This is a genomic window from Candidatus Paceibacterota bacterium, from assembly GCA_028716825.1.
Taxonomy (GTDB): domain Bacteria; phylum Patescibacteriota; class Minisyncoccia; order Minisyncoccales.
This window is the reverse complement of the sequence record JAQUPA010000001.1, coordinates 40173-59163: the sequence shown is the minus strand read 5'-3', so window position 1 is coordinate 59163 and position 18991 is coordinate 40173. Positions and strand designations below refer to the sequence as shown.

Genomic DNA, 18991 nt, shown 5'->3' with positions numbered 1-18991 from the left:
CACTATGACCTTGGTTTATCTGCCGATTCAGGCCCAGGCGCAATCATACGAAGTCTGGGATAATTGTATAAACCATCAATAGGAATACTTTTAGCTTTCTTTAATATCTCTTTTTCGTATTGCTTGGCTATGTTGCATGCTTCCTCTAATAAAACCTTTGCTAAACATCCAAGCTGATGAACTCCCTCAATGTCTGTTATCATATGCCTCATAGTCATTGTTACAACCTTAATTATCTTCTTACTTTCAATGTTCTGCGGAGACAATATTAGTCCTACCGCCACTTGCTCAAATGGATTTACAGAATGAGCAATATGTTTGTCTCTCAAATCAAGATAAAATTTGTGCGCTTTATGTGGCTCACCATTTAAATTGTCAAATATTGATTCTGACAAACCAAATCTTTTCCCGTCTGCGAAACATCTAGCATATCTTATTAATACAGCAGTCCACATATTTTCGATTAACAAACTGTCTTTGGATTTTTCTTTTAATAGTCTCTCAAGACGCGAACACGTTTTCATTACAAAACTTAAATCTTGAACAATAGCACCTAAATCTGCAAGTTTTTTAGCTTCTTCGTAGTCTACTTTTACTATTGGATTATCTACTTTATTTTTTGACATAAATTTTTATTTATAAATTAGATTTCCTATTTTACATCTTTGATGTTTTTAATTGTTGCTAATATTTCTGTAACTTGTGCTAATTTTTTTTGGTTAACACTCGGAAATAATTTTAATTGACTTTTCTCCTCGGGATTAAGGACAATCCACATTTTTAGGTAGTTTAAAATATCGACAATAATCATACCGCATGCTTCGTTTTCTGAGTGGATTATAAAGGGTTTTTCAAATAAAACTAGTCTTGCCTTCAAATTTTCATTAATTATTTTTTTGATATTCTTTTCTTTAAATTCAGAACACTGATGTATTGTTATAATTACTAAATTTTTATCGTTTTTATCAGGATAATTTTTAAGTGATTTAATTATTTTCTTTAATAAGAATAAATAATTTTTTTCACTTCTCTTTTTCCCGTTGCTTGTAAAATAAAAATTAATTCGTGATCGCTGTTTCGCTCTTGTACAATCAACAATTTCCCTTACAAGCTTAATTCTTTTATCCACCGGCACATTTTTATCTCCTTTCCGTGAAGAAAATAGATAGCTTCCTTTAAGCTCCTTTTTCTCATCCCACCCCAAACTCTCAAAACAAGATTTAAAAGATCTTTTTAGGGTTTTATAGAAAAAGGAGTCAACAAAAAGTCCACCGACTCCGAAAAAATTAGGATCTCTTTGTTTGCATTCTGTCTCATCAATAAATAAACATTTCATGCCTAAGTTTTTTATCCTTGATCTTGTCTACTTTTTATACCTTTCACAAACTTCTTCTCTGACTTTTCTAAATTCTCCTTCTGAAATAATTTCTTTCCGGATAAGCAACTCTTTTAAGGTTTCAAAATTAACAAGAGTATTTGCTCTCCGAGCAGTTTCTTCCCCATCTTTCTTTCTTATTTCACTAAGAAACTTATTAAAATCCATATTTTGATTTTTAGTTAGTTTATATTGTGACCTTTAATTTTTGTCTTTTGGTGGACATGGATCATTTCCATAACTATCTCTGCCTTTAATAATCCCCTGTTTGTTATGATAGATTGCTTCTACTTCAACCCTTCTAGCAAGAACACGAGTTTTTTCTTCTGCAATGGCCTGTGTTCTGTGTTTTGAAACCGGCCTATCAACACCCTCTTTTTTTATTGCCCAAGCATCACCCTGAGGAACGCTGTGAAAATTTTTCTTGATCATAAATTTTGAAATAGTTTAAAAATTCGGCCTTTTGTAAAAAAACCAGCCGTTTTATTGCTGGTTTTCGGAAAGCGTAGGTTGTTTAAGGGTTGTCTTTTAAAAAGAGATAACTTAAAGAAAAAACGGTTTCTTAAAAATCCAGCAATCAAGATTACATGCAGGATTTTTTAATTGTTTAATTACTAAATATACTTAATTATAAAAAAATAAATTTAGCAGTCAAGTGTTTAGACTGCTAATTTAAATAGAAAAAGCGGGGGTCTTGCGACTCCCGCCCACATGTTGCGATTGTGTATGTCTAAAGTAGGTCGATCAATCCTGTAAGGATTGCCTCCTTGCGCCTGGTACTCTCGAGCTCCTCTTCGAGGAAAACCTTCAATGATTTGAAGACTCCCTCCAGAGACGCTGGTATCACCGGTTCTGAACCTCCTCTTTCAGCTTCAGGAAAAACCTTATTAGAGTCCCTTATCTACTTTGCTTCGTTTGACAACACTTCCTTCTTCTCCGGTGATAGCTCTCTATAGGCCTCAAGAGCTTGATCCATTGTTAGTCCTTTTCTGTACTGCTCTTTCATAAAGATGGTGTATCCGCTAATTGGCACCTTTAACACCTCCTTTTTTTTATCCTTTGTGTCCATGTATTCTGCATACCGCTTGGTCTTAACCCTCGCTCTACAGAGAGCATTGTCAACCTGCTTTTCGGATATGCCCAGCTTTTTGGCTATTTCCCTGTAAGAAAATCCTTGAATAAATAGCTGAACTACCGCAAATTCAAAGGGTGACAACTTCTCTCGTAAGAAGACCTCCATCTCCTCTCTTTCTATATTGTTGATAAAAATCTCTTCTGGATCTTCCAAGTAGCTGGCCGGCAAATGGTTATTGCCTTCTTCCCCATCTGGGCTAACGTATTTATCTAAAGAGGAATAACCATCAAGAGCTTTGTGCTTCCGGCGATTTGCTAGTATTAGTGCTGTGACTATACTTCGAGAAACGCACAAAAAAGCAAAGCTCTTAAAAGAAGAATCGCGCCCCTCTTGATAACCGCGAATTGCCTTAAAAAGGCCAATCATCCCTTCCTGGAATAAATCGTCTTGATCTCCTCCGGGAAGAAAATACAAACTTGCTTTCGTGCTTGCTATGTATTTATAACGCTCTAACAAGACTCGCTGGGCTTCTTCGTTTCCTTGCTGAGCCAGCTTTACCAAGTCCTCATCGTTTTCAAGCTCCAGTTTGTGGTTATCGTTAAATGACAAGCAAATCACCTCCCCTCCTTTAACTCAACTTCCTCCTTTTTTTATATATTTTAAACCTCTTTTGGCACTATGTGCTAAATAGGTTAATTCTGATGTATACAATAAATTCCGATTTTATTCAAGAATAAACTCAATTGATAAAATAGAGAGCTCTCGGAAGTGTAATTCCGTTTACAGGAACACTTTCGGGGAAAACGGTCTTTTAAAGCCGACCCTCTTCCTCCCATTACTCTTCTCCTTCAACCAAGTTATAGAAAAACAATAAAAAAGCGGATCAATAAGATCCGCTTTTTCTGCTAAGATAATCAATTTTATCTTTCGCGCATTGGTCTTGCAACGTTAACAATGATTTTCCTTCCTTCGAGGTCTGTTTCGTTTAGCTGCTCAATAGCTTTTTCAGCTGCAGCGTCATCTTTCATTGTAACAAAGCCAAAACCCTTTGAACGTCCGGAAATCTTGTCCATGATAACAACGGCTTCTGTTACTTCACCGGCAGCTGAAAAAATTTCTTTCAGCTTTTCATCGTTGATTTCATATGCCAAGTTTCCAACGTAGAGCTTGTTTTTTGCTTCTTCCATACGTTTTCTCTAAATTTTATCCTGTTTAATAACAGGCATTTATCCTTTGAAACCCTGCCAAGCAGGAGCGGTAAAAAACCGCTGTTTCAAAGGACTAATCGACCCCGTTTGATCCCCTCGGAGTACAAAATTTAAAGATAACTTTAAATAAGAAACACGAGAGTTAACTCAAACCAAAGACAGTATAACATAAAAAACTTCCCTTTACAAGGCGGAAAAAATCAAATCTCGAAAATCTTTCAGGAATAAATAATCTTGTTTTTATATTTGAAAATAAAACAGGCGGGAAATCCTTAGACTTCCCGCGTTTTAATATTGTCTCTTGGCCCATAAGGGACTCAATCTCCTTCTAATTTACCGCTGAATGGTATATGTTCTGAAGTATCATGCTCTGTACTCTCACAAACTCCACACTCTTTGTGATCCAAAGTTATGTGGTATTGACTTCCACATTCCCTGCATTCGCTTGGAGACTTTTCTGCATGACTACCATGTGCAAAGGTACTATGGTTAAAGCTTCCACACTTTCTGCAATATTCCTTTTCTTTCCTGCTCTTTGAGCTTCCTATAAAGGAATCTCCTGAAGAACCCCCTGAAGAACCCCCTGAAGAACTTTTTCCTTCAGAGGAACTAAAGAATTCTTCAAAATCAACCAATCCAATTTCTTTAAGAAATACGTATATAATAGCTACAAGAACAAGAATAGCACTTGTTGCTAAGAAATACAGAAAGTATTTCCATTGGAAGTTGAAAATCATTGCAAAGAAGAAGTACAAATCGACAAGGCCGATGGCTGATATAATATATTCGCCGTATGCCGCTATAAATAATACTGCTATTAGCAACATAACAAGGCCCACCCAAGCCCAAGCATAGATATCATCAAGAATGCCAAGAACAGCAGTTATTATAATACCCCCTATCAAAAGGACGGACATTATAATTGCAAAATAAATCCAAAACTTTTTCATTTTCACCACCTTCTCTTTTCCCTTCTCCGAACAACCTTACAAAACATATAAAAATCCCTTAATTTTAAGGAACTAATTTAAAAATGCTTACTTTATTTTATAAAATGATTTTCCTGAAAAGTCAATAAGATGCTAAGATATATTTGAAAACAGAAATAAAAAAGCGGCCGTATTTCAGACCGCATGAACCACCTCCTTTATCTTTTCTTACTTGACCTAGGTTTCCTTCTTGTAAAAAGGAATTCTGGTAACCTCTCTACGTAAATCCACGACCATGATCTCGTCATCCTGGATGAATATACGTAAGACATTACCGTCCTCGAAGGCGACCTCGAAGGAAGGAAAATTTGGTATAATGCAGAGCTCTCTTATGTTGGCCTTCTGCCCTGAAAGATCGGGAGAAACTATGACAACGGTTCCGTCATCTTTTTCGAGCTCCGCAGTTACCACGCTTCTGCCCCCTGCAGAGATCTTTTTGTAAACCCAAACACTTAAAGGTCCTATGGAAAGCTTCATCTCTTTCACCTCCTTTCTCGATGCTCTACGTCATTATCTAATTCTTCGGCTTGGCATGAAACTATGTTTAGCCACTCGTCGAACAGATCGAAATTCTTCTTCCACATCTCATCTATATTTGTGAGTATCTTTTTCTTGCGACGGGCGGAAGAAGTTTCGTCTGCTTTTTTGGAAAGTTGTTCTATCTCTCGCAAGACACTCTTTCGCTCTTCTTCGTTCCAAAAAAGCCTCTCATCCAACGAATCTGCGAAATTCAATCTTATCCCCCCCTGTTCCTTAAGACCTTAATATTCTGGTTAACTCATCGGATAAGTTATAATACTTTTTCCAGGCCTCGTCTCGTCTTCTCCGGGCTTCTTTAGCCCTTTGGAAAATATTCCTTTCTGCGATGATCTTCTCAGCTTTGTTTACTGAATGACTAGATACAATTTCTCGCCATTCTTCCTTGGCTTCATCTATCTCAGTCTTTGCTTCCAGCACTTCATTAAGCGCTGAATCCACAGCTTTTCGCAATTGGTTAGCTCTATTTTTATCCACCTTCGCACCTCCTAAACTCTTTATGTTATATACTAGACTAACCCTTTTATTATACAATAAATTCTTTATTTTTCAAGTTTAATATAAAAGCGGAGTGTAAAGCCCCGCTTTTACGAATTTATTTATTAAACAATTAAGCCGCTTTTTCTTCTTCAGCGTCAAAAGATCCTTCCTCAATTTTTGATCTTAACTGTCCCTCTTTAATTTCTATCTCTTCCTTTGTCGTCAAATCGGTTTCTGCATTTACTTGTGGAGTAGTTTTGGATTCTAATTCTAAAATTTCATCGCACATCTTTATAATTTCTTCATTTTTTATCAAGACCGGCATCATCTCTTTTTGCTTTTGATCTGAAAAGCCAAGTTTACGTATTTGTTCTCCTATAATATTCATACGTTTTCTATTAATCATTGGCTGCTCAGCTTTTTCTAATACTTCGCTTGTTTTCTTTAACTGGTCTTCTAAATTCTTTTCATTATTTTCTTGTCCATTTGGTGGTTGGTCTAAATTTGAAAATGGTCCTTCCATGGTTCTTATAAGTTTTTAAAAAGACCTTTGTTTCGGGGCACTGGGAATCGAACCCAGGTCACAAGACCCCCAGCCCTGCATAATAACCATTATACTATGCCCCGGCTTCTGATTGAAACTATTTCGTTTTTGAAAGGGTCTTGATACACTTTGTGCAAGCTTTGACGCGCTTGCCAGATGGCAAACGCACCCATTGTAAATTTGGATACTTCCTTTGTTTGCTTGTGGGATTATATTTACCTCTTAATTTCTTTCGAACGGTTTTTACAGTATATGTTTTCCCGCAAATTTCACATTTCCTCATGTTTTTTATAAAATTACCTTTTCCTTTTAACATATTTCTTGTTTTTTTTCAATGATTGCTCAAAATCAAGCAAAAAGCTTATTCTTGAAAATTTCCAATATTTAACATAAAATAGATGATTGGATTAATTTCTGGGATGTTTCCAGGGATTTCTCTTTTATTTGCTTAAAATGGGAAAAAATACTAAAAACGGGAAGGAAAACGTTCTGAAAATAGCGATGTTCAGCATACACTCCGACCCCCTCGCACATCTTGGTTCTCAAGAAACTGGAGGACAAAACATCTACGTAAGATCTTTAGCCGAAGAACTCGGCAAATTAGGACATAAAGTAGATGTCTTTACTCGTTGGGACTCCACAAATAAAAAACATATTTCTCAAATCAACAAAAACGCAAGAGTGGTTAGGTTAAGAGGCGGTAAGAAAAGTTATGTCCAAAAAACCGAACTTTTTAATATATTGCCAGAAGTTTATTTAAATTTCTTGAAATTCATTGAAGTTAAAGATAACTACGATGTTTTCCATGGGCATTACTGGGATGGAGCATGGATGGCGTTAAAAGCAAAATGCCAATTTTCAAAACCGCTTATTGAAAACTTTCATTCTTTAGGAAAAATCAGGCAAGCCACAAAAAAGAAATATTTAACGAACAAAAACGAAACTGATTATTTTCAGAAAAGATTTGACGTAGAAAAAGAAACGGTAGAGAGAGCTGACGCAGTCGTAAGTCTTGCAAAAAGCGAAAAAGAATCGCTGGTTAAAATCTATGATTCCATTCCAGGAAAAGTAAAAGTTATCCCTGGGGGCGTAAATCTTCAGAAATTTAAGCCACTTTCAAAAGAAAAAGCGAGAGAGAGCTTACGAATAGACCAAAAAAACTTTGTACTTTTGTACGTTGGCCGACTTGAGTGGCGTAAAGGAATTGGATCTTTAATAACCGCAACCAAACTTCTAAAAAAGAAAATTCCAAATATTAAAATTGTTATTGTTGGAGGGAAAATACATGGCAAAGAAAAAAATGTTTTAGATTTTAAAGAATATGAAAGATTACTCGAGAAAGCAAAAAAAGAAAAAGTTGAAAATCTCATTAAATTTACCGGTATGATAAATCACAGAAGATTAAGAAATTTTTATTCTGCCGCAGATGCTTTGATTGTCCCCTCTTACTATGAACCGTTCGGTCTTGTAGCACTCGAAGGAATGGCAACAAAAATACCTGTTATTGTATCTGCCGTTGGCGGATTAAAAGAAATAATTTCTCATAAAAAAACAGGCCTTTTATTTAAAGCACGTAGTCCCGTTGACATAAAAAACAAAGTCCAAATGCTATATTCTTCAAAAAGACTCCAAGAAAAACTCATTAAAAATGGCTATAAATACGTATCAAAAAATCACTCTTGGCCTTTTATCGCAAAAAAAATTAGCGACGAATATAAAAAGTATATATAAAATTCAATGAAAATAGTTCAAATTTCTGCCTTTGAAGAACCCGTTCCTGCAAAAAAATATGGAGGCGTTGAACGTGTTGTCTATAGCATAACAGAAGAACTTATAAATAGAGGGCACGAAGTTTATCTTTTTGCGTCGGGAGATTCTAAAACAAGCGCTAAACTAGTACCGGTATTACCGAAAGCCATGAGAAAATATCCTTTAAGCAGAGATTCAAGATTTAGAGAAACAATGAAATGGGTTGGCATAAACAAAGCAATAAAAAAAATAAAAGAATTAAAACCCGACATTATTCATAGCCATCTTAATTGGAGGTTCATTTGTGTAGCAGAACTACTTAACACACCAACCGTAAGCACTCTACATGGACCAATTAACGACAAACCTAGAAAACCTGCATATAAAGAATTAAAGCACTTAAATTATGTCTCAATAAGCAATGCTCAAAGAAAATTTTTACCAGAATTAAACTTTGTGGCCACGGTTTATAATGGCATTGAAGTTAAAAAATTTGATTTCTCAAAAAAGGGCGGGAATTATTTAGCTTTTCTCGGCAGAATGTCAGAAGAAAAGGGAGCGATTGAAGCGATAAAAATCGCGAAAGGAGCAAATCTTCCCATGAAGATGGCATCAAAAATAGATGTTGTTGATGAACCATACTTTAAAAAAGGAGTAAAACCATTGATTGACGGAAGAAAAATAAAGTTCATTGGAGAAATCGCCCATACAGAAAAAGTTAAACTTTTAAAAAATGCAAAAGCTTTAATCCTACCTATAAACTGGGAAGAGCCTTTTGGTCTTGTAATGCCAGAGGCTATGGCTTGTGGAACGCCAGTAATCGTTTTTGACCGTGGCTCTGCAAGAGAAGTTGTAAAAAATGGAAAGACTGGTTTTGTAGTAAAAAACGTAAAAGAAGCAGTGAAAGCAGTAAAAAAAATTGATACAATAAAAAGAGAAAATTGTAGAAAGTGGGTTGAGGAAAAATTTACTGTTGAGAAAATGGTAGATGGATATGAAAAAATCTACAGAAAAATAATAAAACCTAAAAAATAATTTTAAAAAATTATGGTAAAAAAAAGGAAACTCAAAATAGCAATGTTTTGCAGCAACGAATATTCAACTCCCCCACCAGGAGAATCTATTTATGCTCCTCTCTGGTTAACGTCGTGGATCGCAGAAGGAATGGTAAAAAGGGGTCATAAAGTTTATCTTTTTGGATCTTCTGATTCTAAAACAAAAGCAAAACTTATTTCGGAAGAAAAAAAATCTCTATATAAAAATACGAAAAAGTTTTCAAAAAGCAATGTAACTCATAGTAGCATGGTGGGAATGTATGAAAATATTTTAGTTGGAAAAATGTATCAAATGGCCCAAAAAGGAATGTTTGACTTAATTCATGTCCACCCTTATCGCCGAGCTTTCCACCTTGCTCCCCTTATTAAAATACCAACTGTTATCACTATACACGATCCCTTAGACGATCCTTTTAGAAAATTTATATTCCAATATTATAAAAAATACCCTCAACTATTTTTTGTCTCTATTTCAAAAGCACAAAGAAAAGCTGCTCCGAACCTTAGATATGCTGGAACAGTTTATAACGGCATAGAAATGACAAAATATAAATTCAATAAAAAGGACGGGGATTTTTTTCTCACAGCAGGAAGATTAACTAAAGAAAAGGGAATTCATGTCGCTTGTAAAATAGCAAAAATAACAAAAGTACCCCTAAAGATTGCTGGACAAATAACTGACGAGGAATATTTTAAAAAAGAAATAAAGCCGAATCTAAAATACAAAAATATTCAATATATCGGAGTTGTCCCTTATAAAAAAATGCCGCAACTTTACAAGAAAGCAAAATGTTTTCTATTTCCTATTCAGTGGGAAGAGCCTTTCGGGCTTGTAATGACAGAAGCGATGGCATGTGGAACACCAGTTATAGCATTCGGACATGGTTCTGTGCCAGAAATTATCAAGGATAAAAAAACAGGATTTATAGTAAATAATTTAAAACAAGCAGTAGATGCTGTGGAAAAAATTGGTCAAATTAAAAGAAGTGATTGCAGAAAGTGGGTTGAAAACAAATTTGGCGTAGAAAAGATGATAGATGAATATGAAAAAATATATTATAGAGTGGCTAAAAAATAAAAATGAATAATGTTGAAAAAATTCCTCAAATACCCGGAGAAGAAGAAAAAATAACGCCCGAACAGAAAAAGCAATTGAGATATTCAAAAAAAATAATTAAGGAAATTTTAAATACTAAAGGGATATGGACAGAATAAATACTACGCAGAAAAAAAATAGCGTAAAAATTGAAAAAAATCTCTGGATAGCAAATGGCTATTATGTTGATTTTGACGAACTAGATCAGTTTAGAATTATCGGCCCAAATAATCATTTATATTGTGGTTTAGTCGATATACCCCTCCATAAAATAAAAATAAAAAAAGTAGAAAATATAAATCAACACCTTGAAATTCAAGGAAGTTTTCTCGCAGGCAAAATCAATCTTTACTATCCCATAATGGATGATATTAGAACATTAAGAAAACTAGTAGAAAAGACAGGAAATTTTCTACAACTAAGATATAAATTTTTTAGCAAGGCTTACCCAAGAATCATAAAAAAAACCTCTAGTAAAAAACTAACAAAGATAATCTTCAAAAGAACTTACGGAGAATATTGTTATCAAGTAGATTTTTTATTCCCAAAAAAAATCAAAATAAAAAAAATAACCTCTCCCCTTTTGGGGTTTGAGCTAAAAACGGAAGGGAAAGAAATACCTTTTGTTATCCAGGCAAAAACAAATGAAATAAACTACAAAATTTTTAGGAAGTTTTTTCTCTACTCTGCTAAAGATTTCAATTATGAATTCTTTGGAAAACATAAAAAAACTGTTAAAGGAATAATGGAAAGAACAGAAATCGAAATAAAACACTTAATAACATGGGGGAAAACGTCTGGAGACCGGTTTGGAACTATTTTCCCAAGAGATTGGATGGAAAGCGCAGTACTTGGAACTCACGACCTAAGGCCTGAGGTTATAAACTATATGTATGAAAAATCAATCTCTCACGTGAATAAAAAAGGCGAAGGTTGGCACGAAGAACTAATTGGCGAATATAAATATGAGCATGAAATCGCCGGAAAAGATATTTATGACAGAAGGATGATAGATATCGAACCAAATTATATAATCGGATTAAATTACTTACCAGAAACATTCCTTGCTAAAGAAAATAACAATAAAAAAATAAGAAAAGTTGCGAAATATATCCTAGATGAGGCAAAAAATAAGGACCTTATAACTTTTAAAAAAATACCAGAAAAATTAAGAAAAAACGAAGAAGAATATTATCCTTTCGGTAATTGGAGAGATTCTCATTGGGCCTTCAAGAAAATTGACCCTATTATTGCTCCTTTTGATGTAAATTGTGTTTTCTATCCTGCAGCACTTTTAACGATTAAAAAATTCCAATCAAAATTGGGATTACAAAAAAGGGCAAAAGAAATAGATAGGCTGATTAAAAAATGGACGGACAAAAAAATTGATTATAAATTTATAAATAAAAATAAAAGAGATAGAATAGGTTATGCGCTTTGTTTATATGGCACAAAAAAGAAAAAAGGAGGTGTTAGTTTTGATAAAATGAAAATTAATAATCTGGATGAAGCTTATCTTTATACTTATCTTGACGGTACACAAAAAGAAATAAGAAGTTTCTGCGAAAGATTGCTTTCAAAAGAATATTTTTACACACCTTCTGGACCTATGGTTATTGCAAAAAATAACAAATATGGATATACAACTCAAGAATACCACGGGCTTGTAATATGGACAAAGCAAACCGCTTTCTGTGTTTTAGGACTAAGTCGTCATCTTAAAAAAGCTCTTACTGAAAACTGGCCAAAAGATTTACAAAAATTGATCAAAAAAACTCTCCTAAATATTTGTGAAGACACAATAAAAACATTTGCGGAACTAAAAGCAGTCCCCGAGGTTCATTTTGACGAAAGGGGAACACCGAAATTTTTTAACGAACAACCAGAAGCCTACTACAGAATGAGTAAAGTTCAGCTCTGGTCTGCTGTTGGAGCAAGAAGAATTATAAGAAAATACTACGAATTAAAAACAGACCCTACCTACAAAAATATTTAATTTAGATAAATTTCCTTAAATGCTCAGCTGCTCTTTCCGGCTCAATCGTACAAATCTCAATTCCGGTTCCCAACTCAAAACCAGCTGGGATATCTGTTTTTGGTAAAATTTCAAAGTGCCAATGATAGTGACTATAATCCTTTCCATCACAAGGAGCTGTATGTAAAAAGAAATTATAAGAAGGATCTTGGAGCCCTTTAAATAAAGATTTTAAAGCAATATTTAAAGCTTCTGCGAAATTTGTCTTTTCTTCTTCTTCAAACCTTTCAAAGTAAGCTTCGTGTTTTTTAGGATAGATTCTCATCTCAAATGCTATGGTGGAAGCGTAAGGGCAGAGAACAACAAAATCTTTGTTTTCAAAAATAATTCTTTGTTTATCTTTAATGTCCCATCTCATCATTGTACAGTGGGGACACTGGCCGTACTTTTCCCAATATCTTTTTGAACCCTTAAGAGATCTTTTGATATCGGGGTCAATTATTGGAATTGCGATGAGCTGGGAATGAGGATGAGATATGGAAGCGCCCGCCTCTTTACCATGATTATGAAAAATAGAAATATAGCTAACAAATTTCTTGTCCATTAAGTCAACATATCTTTTATGATAACAATCAATCACTTCTCTTGTCTCTTTAATAGAAAATTCTGCCATCTGCTTTTTGTGGTCTTTTGTAATAATAACTTCGTGGTACCCCACCCCATTCATTCTTTTGTAGGGTCCAACTTCTCTCTCGTCTAATTTACTTTCTTCAGAAAAAGCAGGATATAAATTAGGAATTACAGTAATATTTTGTGATTCATAAACTGGTGATAATTGACTTTTTAAATTACAAAATGGACATTCGCCTTTCTCCCAATTTTCTTTACGTCTTTCTTTTTGAAAACTCTCTGGTCTTTTTGCTCTGCCGGTTGCAATAACTATCCAATCCTCAGAAACAATATCAAATCTCAATTCAGAGGATTCTTTTTTTGTTTTTTTCATAATTTTTCTACTTTAAAAGGGTAACCCTAAGATTACCCTTTTAAATTATAGCTTTTTTTCTTTTCTTAGCCAAACTTTAATAACCCTCTGGCATTTGCGGCATTTGAGGAACACCTGAACTCTCTTTTTTCTCAGGCTTATCAGTAATTGCACTTTCTGTTGTCAAAATCATTCCAGCAGCAGAGGCTGCGTTTTGTAAAGCACTCCTTACAACTTTTTTTGGATCAATAATGCCAGCTTCCATTAAATCTTCAAAATCATTGTTTTTGGCATTGTATCCAAAATTTTGTGATTTTTCTTTGACTCTCTGCAAAACAACTCCATCGTCCTGACCTGCGTTCTTTGCAATTTTCCTTAAAGGAGATTCTAAAACTTTCTTTAAGATTGAAAGTCCTATCTTCTGATCCCCTTTTAATTTTAGAGCATCAAGCGCAGAAATACATCTTACAAGGGTCACTCCCCCACCGGGAACAATGCCCTCTTCGATAGCTGCTCTTGTAGCAGCAACTGCGTCTTCAATTTTCTGTTGTTTTTGCTTTTGTTCAACTTCTGTAGCAGCGCCTACCTTAATGACAGCGACTCCACCTTTTAATTTCGCCAATCTTTCTTGTATCTTCTCTTTATCAAAATCAGATTCTGTAACTTCAAGCTCTTTTTGTATTTGCTCTATTCTTGCCTCTATGTCTTTTTCTTTACCTTTGCCAGCAACAATTGTAGTTTGCTCTTTCTGTGAAACTACTCTTCTTGCCTGACCAAGCTGGTTCATCTCAACATTTTCTAATTTCAAACCCATGTCTTCTGAAATTACCTGCCCACCAGTTAAAATTGCAATATCCTGGAGCATTTCTTTTCTCCTGTCTCCAAAACCAGGGGCCTTTATCGCAAGAGTATTAAATACTCCCCTTAATTTATTTAAAATTAAAGTTGCCAAAGCCTCGCCATCAATGTCTTCTGCCACAATTACAAGGTCCTTTTTACCGGCTTGGGTCATTTTCTCAAGCAAAGGCACAATTTCGTTTATCGCAGATATTTTTTTGTCAGTAATTAAAATGTAAGGGTCTTCATAAACTGCTTCCATTCTATCTGGGTTTGTAATCATATACGGAGAGATGTAGCCATTTTCAAACTGCATTCCTTCAACAATTTCGCTATCCAAACCAAAGGTTTTTGATTCTTCAACCGTTACAACTCCGTCTTTCCCAACCTTGTTAAAAACCTCTGCAATCATTTTGCCCATTTTCTCATCCTCTGCTGAAATTGTAGCAACCTGTGCCATCTCTTCTTTTGTTGAAATCTTCTTTGAAACATCACCAAGCTTCTCAACTATTGCATCAATCCCCATATCGATTCCTCTTTTAAGTTCGAGAGGATTAGTTCCAGCTGTGACATTTTTGAAACCTTCTGAAATTAAATTTTGTGCAAGTAAAGTGGCTGTGGTTGTTCCATCTCCTGCAACATCATTAGTTTTTGATGCAACCTCTTTTACGATTTCAGCACCCATATTTTCAAACTTATCTTCAAGCTCTATTTCTTTTGCGATTGTAACTCCATCGTTTGTAACTTCGGGTGAGCCAAAACCTTTATCTAAAACAACATTTCTGCCCTTAGGTCCTAAAGTTACAGTAACAGCGTTTGCCAACTTATTTACTCCTTTTAAAAGCTTTGTTTTTGCTTTTTCTGAATATAAAATTTGTTTTGCCATGAAATTTAAATTTAATTAATAATTGCTAAAATATCTTCTTGTTTTGCGATTAGATATTCTTTTTCATCGACTTTAATTTCATCTGGACCGTATTTTCGAAAAAGGACTTTATCGCCCTCTTTTACTTCCATTTTTGCTCTCTCCCCTGACTTTAATTGTTTGCCGGGTCCTGTGGCAACAACTTTTCCTTCCTGCGGTTGTTCTTTCTCGGCTGTCTCTGGAAGAATAATACCTGACTTTGTTTTTTCTTCCTCTTTTAAAGGTTCAATTAAAATATAATCCGAAAGTGGTTTTATATTCATAATTATTTTTATTCATTAAATTAGCACTCTCGACCTTTGACTGCTAATCTAGTATTTTAAGGAAATAAAAATTGTTGTCAAGGGTTTTTATGAACAAAAACAGCCCCGCGACGCGGGGCTGTTTTAAATTAGCTAAAATAGCTATTAACTTTTAGAGTCCTTTCTTCCTTCTTGCAATATCCATTGCGTTCTGGAGTTTTGAACCCAAAAGTTTTTCTTTGAGTTTCTTTCTTGCAACTGCTCCATAACCCAATGCGGAAGAAACAAATGTTAGAGCTACTGCCGAAGAAGCACCTGTGATTGGAATTTTTGGAAGTTCCTTCTCAACATACGCTCCAAGGACCTCACCTTCAGGTGTTGGAGTTGGAGTTGGAGTTGGAGTAGAAGTAGGTGTCGGAGTAGGAGTTGGCGTTGGTGTTGGTGTTGGAGTAGGAGTTGGTGTTGGAGTTGGTCCCGAAGGAACAATAATTTTAACACAAACTTTGTTACTAAAACGAACTCCTAACCTATCTGCTCTTAAAGCCGCGTCATTACAGATATAAGTATCTTTTGGTGTATTACTTTCTACTTTTGCTCTAAAAGTTGCAATACCATGCGCTCTTGGAGCTCTTCCTGGAGCATACCAAGCAAGCATTCTTGAAACTTTATATCCTGCAATATCTACTCCACTTGGGTACCAAAGAAAATATTGCGATGGTTCAAGCCCCCATGGGTTAGATAAATATTCTCTGTAGCTTTTTTTGCCATCAGCAGTATTTGCTAGCAAAGCATCATAAAGCCAGACATTATTTAAGGATTCGTCACCAACGTCATAAGTAAGCCTATACTCAACTGTATCTCCCCTTCTTCCTTCAACAGTGCCTGTTGACCAACCGCTATTTCTTGTAACGTTTCTTATTTCTTTATGTAAAGTAGCAGAAGGTGAACCCCAAACCTTGATTGGATTTCCACAAGACTTAACTACCGCCCAAGAAAACCTACCATTTACAATATGAATAAAAGCAGATAGTCTTGAGGAATTAAAACTCACAGAGGGATGTCTCCAATAGATTGGCAATCCAAAAACATCTGGTGTAGATCCTGAAAGATTACTTCTTCCTGCAGAAATAACATTTCCGGAAGCAACAACTGTGCCATTCGCCAAAACGACTCTCCCATCTTTATAAACCCAACCATCAACAGTTTGACGATTTGCGCCATCAATGTTTCCGTTGAATTCATTTGGATAAATTCCAAGAGTCTTGAAAATAACACCAATATCACCATGTCTACCATCGCTTCCTGAGTTAATTTTTGCAGCTAAATCAGAAAGAGAGTATGTTCCACCATATATTACATCGTTGGAACTGGCAGCAAGAGCTGTTTTTGGTGCAAGACCAATTGGCAAAAAAGCAAGCTGAAATACGCATGCTCCCAAAAACAATATTTTTGCTTTCTGAATTAAAAAATTCTTAATATTTTTCATTTTTTTGGTTTTTTTTATTTTGACCTTTTTTGAATACTTTATTAAATATTCTTTTACATTTACTATTATACGAAATAAAGATAACTTTGTCAACAACATTACCTATTTCTGAATTTTCAACTTTAAAGTGAAAAATTCAGAGATAGGGAGGCTAGGTAATACTACCATAGCCTCGCCTTGTATGTTTACTTTCGGCCCTCTGTGAGAGCCTTTGCTTCCTCGAGGGAAGTACATACCTCACATGAAGCCGAAAGATAAATTTTGCGTCCTTTTGTTGCTTGTTTTTTATTATCCAATTTTCACCTCCTTTCGTTCACCTATTTGAAGTTACTAATATTATTAACAAATTCAAATAGGTGGGAGAGGACGAAAGAATTCGTCCTCTCCGTGGCCATCCATGTAGGTCCGAAGACCCAGGGGAAATAGCCTCAATGTTTCGAATGAGAGAAAAAGTGGTTGCGACCTCCTCAGACCTTTGCCACCCGGAAAGCTTTTGTGAGCTAACCTTTTGTAAGCATTTGGTCCGAAGAGATCGCAATCTAACCTTTCCCCTCACTTTTTATCTTAATGTGCTATCTTTATCCTTTCCATCTATATTATAACATATCATATATATTTTTGTCAATGGTTTAAAGGTTAAATTAAGACTTCTCATAAGAGAAGTCTTAACATTATTTATATTTAATTATTATTTCTTATCTTTAAAATACCATTCCAAAACCTCTCTCGCGATAGGTTCTGCAACATCAGAGCCTCCGCCGCCGTATTCAACAAAAATTAAAAGGAAAATTTCAGGTTTTTCATATGGAGCAAAAGACACAAACCAAGCATGCGTTAAGTCTCCCCTATCTGATTCTGCAGTACCCGTTTTGCCAGCCGAAGATACTGGTAGAGAATTTAACTGACGGCAAGAACCGGAAGAAGAGGTAACACAAGACTTCATTGCATCTTTCACTATTTTGATATTTTCTTTACTTATAAAGTCTTTTTGTAAAATTTTTGGCTTTATGTCTTTTAAAACTTTTCCTTTGGAAGTTTCAATTTTATCTGCAACTTGGGGTTGATAAATTTTACCACCATTTGCAATTGCAGATAGTGCAACTGCCATATGAAGCGGAGGGGAGGAAAAAAATCCCTGGCCAATTGAAGCGTCATAAACATCAGAAATTGACCAATTCCTGCGCATTTGTTTTTTCATTTTTTTTTCAAACCAATCTTTAGAAGGCACAAACCCAGCAATTTCACCCGGTAAATCAATCCCCAATTCGTCTTCTATATAAAATAAATCTAAATATTTTTTAATCTTTGACATTCCAAGCCCCTTAATATCTTGATAACCTCCTCCAACTGTGAAGAAAAAAACATTACAAGATTCTGCAATGGCTTTTTCTAAATCCGTCAAACCATGAGTTTTGTTGTCTTTTTTTATTGTGGGTTTTTCTGGATACCAAGGGTTTGGAATTATAACTTCGCCAGTACAGTTAATTGTTGTCTGAGAAGATACAACTTCTTCCTCTAAGGCGGCGGAAGCAATTAATGGTTTTATAATTGAGCCCGAAGGAAATCTTCCGCTTATGGCTTTATTTATATTATAAATACTCCCCCTCTTTTGAAGATTGCGAAGATAACTTGCGGATAATGATTTTTTTGAAAATACATTATTGTCATTTGAAGGTATTGAAACAAGCGCGAGAACCGCTCCATTTTGAGGATTTAGGGCAATACCTACAGCATCATTGCCAGAAGATTTTCTCTTTAATTCTCTGTAAATTTTTTTCTGAAGTCCAGCATCTATGTTTAAAACAAGACTATCCCCTATCTCTGGCTCTTTTTTGACCTTGTCTGAGACAATTTTCCCTTTGGCGTTCACCACTTTTTCTCTAACGCCTTTTTTGCCCCGTAGATATTTTTCATACTCTTTTTCAACTCCATCTTTCCCAACCCAATCACCTGGTTCATAATAATCAGTATCTCCTTTTAGATCTTCTTCTGTTGCTTCTCTCTCATAACCAAGAATAAAAGAGAAATAAAAACTATCTATATAATTTCTATAATATTTTTTTTCTTTCTTTTTTTCTGTACTTTTTGCCTCTTCATCTTTAGCATTCTTAACAAGCACTTTTTTGTCTTTAGAATATATAATGCCCCTTGGTGCTTCTGTGTAAACTTTCCTTAAATAATTTTCCACTGCCGCCTCGCTCATCTCTTCTCCTTTTGCAGATACAAAATAAACGGTCCTAAAAAGTAATAATAAAAATAGCAATATAAAAACAGAAAAAACAACAAAAAAAACGCCATTTTGTATCGGCAACTCTAGTTTACCTTTTTCTTTATTTTTTCTTTCTTTGGTATCGAGTAATATCTCTTCTGGCTCTAGGATTTCTTTAAATTGTGTTTTTACTTTGTAGTCCTTCATATAAGATACAACTTATAGTT

The 18991-nt window shown here is 34.9% G+C and carries 22 protein-coding genes and 1 tRNA gene; 5 read left to right on the top strand and 18 right to left on the bottom strand.

All coding sequences use genetic code 11. The features are described 5' to 3' along the window. Positions 1-2 precede the first annotated feature (2 nt). From PHI88_00325 to PHI88_00265, 13 genes are all read right to left on the bottom strand, one after another. The gene (locus tag PHI88_00325; protein MDD5551600.1) at positions 3-626 is read right to left on the bottom strand and encodes a hypothetical protein; all 624 of its coding nucleotides are present in this window, start codon (positions 624-626) and stop codon (positions 3-5) included. A gap of 26 nt (positions 627-652) precedes the next feature. Continuing rightward, complete coding sequence (locus PHI88_00320; protein ID MDD5551599.1) at positions 653-1336, bottom strand: hypothetical protein; 684 nt, start codon at positions 1334-1336, stop codon at positions 653-655. A gap of 27 nt (positions 1337-1363) precedes the next feature. Continuing rightward, complete coding sequence (locus PHI88_00315; GenBank protein MDD5551598.1) at positions 1364-1543, bottom strand: hypothetical protein; 180 nt, start codon at positions 1541-1543, stop codon at positions 1364-1366. Positions 1544-1576: 33 nt separating this feature from the next. Then, positions 1577-1807, bottom strand: coding sequence for a DUF2188 domain-containing protein (locus PHI88_00310; GenBank protein MDD5551597.1), 231 nt, complete (start codon positions 1805-1807; stop codon positions 1577-1579). Positions 1808-2276: 469 nt separating this feature from the next. Then, positions 2277-3068 carry a sigma-70 family RNA polymerase sigma factor gene (locus PHI88_00305; protein ID MDD5551596.1) on the bottom strand — a complete coding sequence of 264 codons (792 nt, stop codon included), beginning with the start codon at positions 3066-3068 and terminating at the stop codon, positions 2277-2279. A 302-nt stretch (positions 3069-3370) separates the two neighbouring features. Beyond that, the gene (locus tag PHI88_00300; protein MDD5551595.1) at positions 3371-3637 is read right to left on the bottom strand and encodes an RNA-binding protein; all 267 of its coding nucleotides are present in this window, start codon (positions 3635-3637) and stop codon (positions 3371-3373) included. A gap of 338 nt (positions 3638-3975) precedes the next feature. Further along, a complete protein-coding gene (locus PHI88_00295; GenBank protein ID MDD5551594.1) occupies positions 3976-4608 on the bottom strand; it encodes a hypothetical protein in 633 nt (210 codons plus the stop codon). A 216-nt stretch (positions 4609-4824) separates the two neighbouring features. After that, the gene (locus PHI88_00290; protein ID MDD5551593.1) at positions 4825-5124 is read right to left on the bottom strand and encodes a hypothetical protein; all 300 of its coding nucleotides are present in this window, start codon (positions 5122-5124) and stop codon (positions 4825-4827) included. A gap of 5 nt (positions 5125-5129) precedes the next feature. Continuing rightward, positions 5130-5363, bottom strand: a complete 234-nt coding sequence (locus PHI88_00285; GenBank protein MDD5551592.1) for a hypothetical protein — start codon at positions 5361-5363, stop codon at positions 5130-5132. Positions 5364-5400: 37 nt separating this feature from the next. After that, positions 5401-5625, bottom strand: a complete 225-nt coding sequence (locus PHI88_00280; GenBank protein MDD5551591.1) for a hypothetical protein — start codon at positions 5623-5625, stop codon at positions 5401-5403. 169 nt (positions 5626-5794) lie between these two features. Then, entirely contained in the window at positions 5795-6187 is a 393-nt protein-coding gene (locus PHI88_00275; protein ID MDD5551590.1) for a hypothetical protein, read from the bottom strand. Between the two features lie 32 nt (positions 6188-6219). Beyond that, positions 6220-6291 (bottom strand) — tRNA-Pro (locus PHI88_00270). A gap of 14 nt (positions 6292-6305) precedes the next feature. Then, the gene (locus tag PHI88_00265) at positions 6306-6524 is read right to left on the bottom strand and encodes a L28 family ribosomal protein (GenBank protein ID MDD5551589.1); all 219 of its coding nucleotides are present in this window, start codon (positions 6522-6524) and stop codon (positions 6306-6308) included. A 185-nt stretch (positions 6525-6709) separates the two neighbouring features. Between PHI88_00265 and PHI88_00260 the strand changes: the two genes are divergently transcribed. Genes PHI88_00260 through PHI88_00240 form a run of 5 tightly spaced genes read left to right on the top strand, consistent with a single transcriptional unit; the run spans position 6710 to position 12104 of the window. After that, positions 6710-7939, top strand: coding sequence for a glycosyltransferase (locus PHI88_00260; GenBank protein ID MDD5551588.1), 1230 nt, complete (start codon positions 6710-6712; stop codon positions 7937-7939). Between the two features lie 6 nt (positions 7940-7945). Next, positions 7946-8992 (top strand): glycosyltransferase family 4 protein, encoded by a 1047-nt coding sequence (locus PHI88_00255; GenBank protein ID MDD5551587.1) that lies wholly within the window; start codon positions 7946-7948, stop codon positions 8990-8992. 12 nt (positions 8993-9004) lie between these two features. Further along, on the top strand, positions 9005-10090 hold the full coding sequence (locus PHI88_00250) for a glycosyltransferase family 4 protein (protein MDD5551586.1): 1086 nt from the start codon (positions 9005-9007) through the stop codon (positions 10088-10090). 2 nt (positions 10091-10092) lie between these two features. Then, positions 10093-10227: a hypothetical protein gene (locus PHI88_00245; GenBank protein MDD5551585.1), complete on the top strand. Its 135-nt coding sequence runs from the start codon at positions 10093-10095 to the stop codon at positions 10225-10227. Further along, positions 10215-12104, top strand: coding sequence for a hypothetical protein (locus PHI88_00240; protein ID MDD5551584.1), 1890 nt, complete (start codon positions 10215-10217; stop codon positions 12102-12104). Before PHI88_00245 ends, PHI88_00240 begins: the two co-directional genes overlap by 13 nt. Position 12105: 1 nt before the next feature. Here PHI88_00240 and galT read toward each other — a convergent pair whose 3' ends face one another. The 5 genes from galT to PHI88_00215 all read right to left on the bottom strand — a co-directional run bounded on the left by galT (position 12106) and on the right by PHI88_00215 (position 18971). Continuing rightward, positions 12106-13086 (bottom strand): galactose-1-phosphate uridylyltransferase, encoded by a 981-nt coding sequence (gene galT / locus PHI88_00235; protein ID MDD5551583.1) that lies wholly within the window; start codon positions 13084-13086, stop codon positions 12106-12108. Between the two features lie 76 nt (positions 13087-13162). Continuing rightward, entirely contained in the window at positions 13163-14788 is a 1626-nt protein-coding gene (groL, locus tag PHI88_00230) for a chaperonin GroEL (protein ID MDD5551582.1), read from the bottom strand. Between the two features lie 11 nt (positions 14789-14799). Further along, a complete protein-coding gene (locus tag PHI88_00225) occupies positions 14800-15090 on the bottom strand; it encodes a co-chaperone GroES (protein MDD5551581.1) in 291 nt (96 codons plus the stop codon). A 151-nt stretch (positions 15091-15241) separates the two neighbouring features. After that, the gene (locus PHI88_00220; protein MDD5551580.1) at positions 15242-16555 is read right to left on the bottom strand and encodes a hypothetical protein; all 1314 of its coding nucleotides are present in this window, start codon (positions 16553-16555) and stop codon (positions 15242-15244) included. A gap of 688 nt (positions 16556-17243) precedes the next feature. Next, a complete protein-coding gene (locus PHI88_00215; protein MDD5551579.1) occupies positions 17244-18971 on the bottom strand; it encodes a penicillin-binding transpeptidase domain-containing protein in 1728 nt (575 codons plus the stop codon). Positions 18972-18991: the final 20 nt, after the last annotated feature.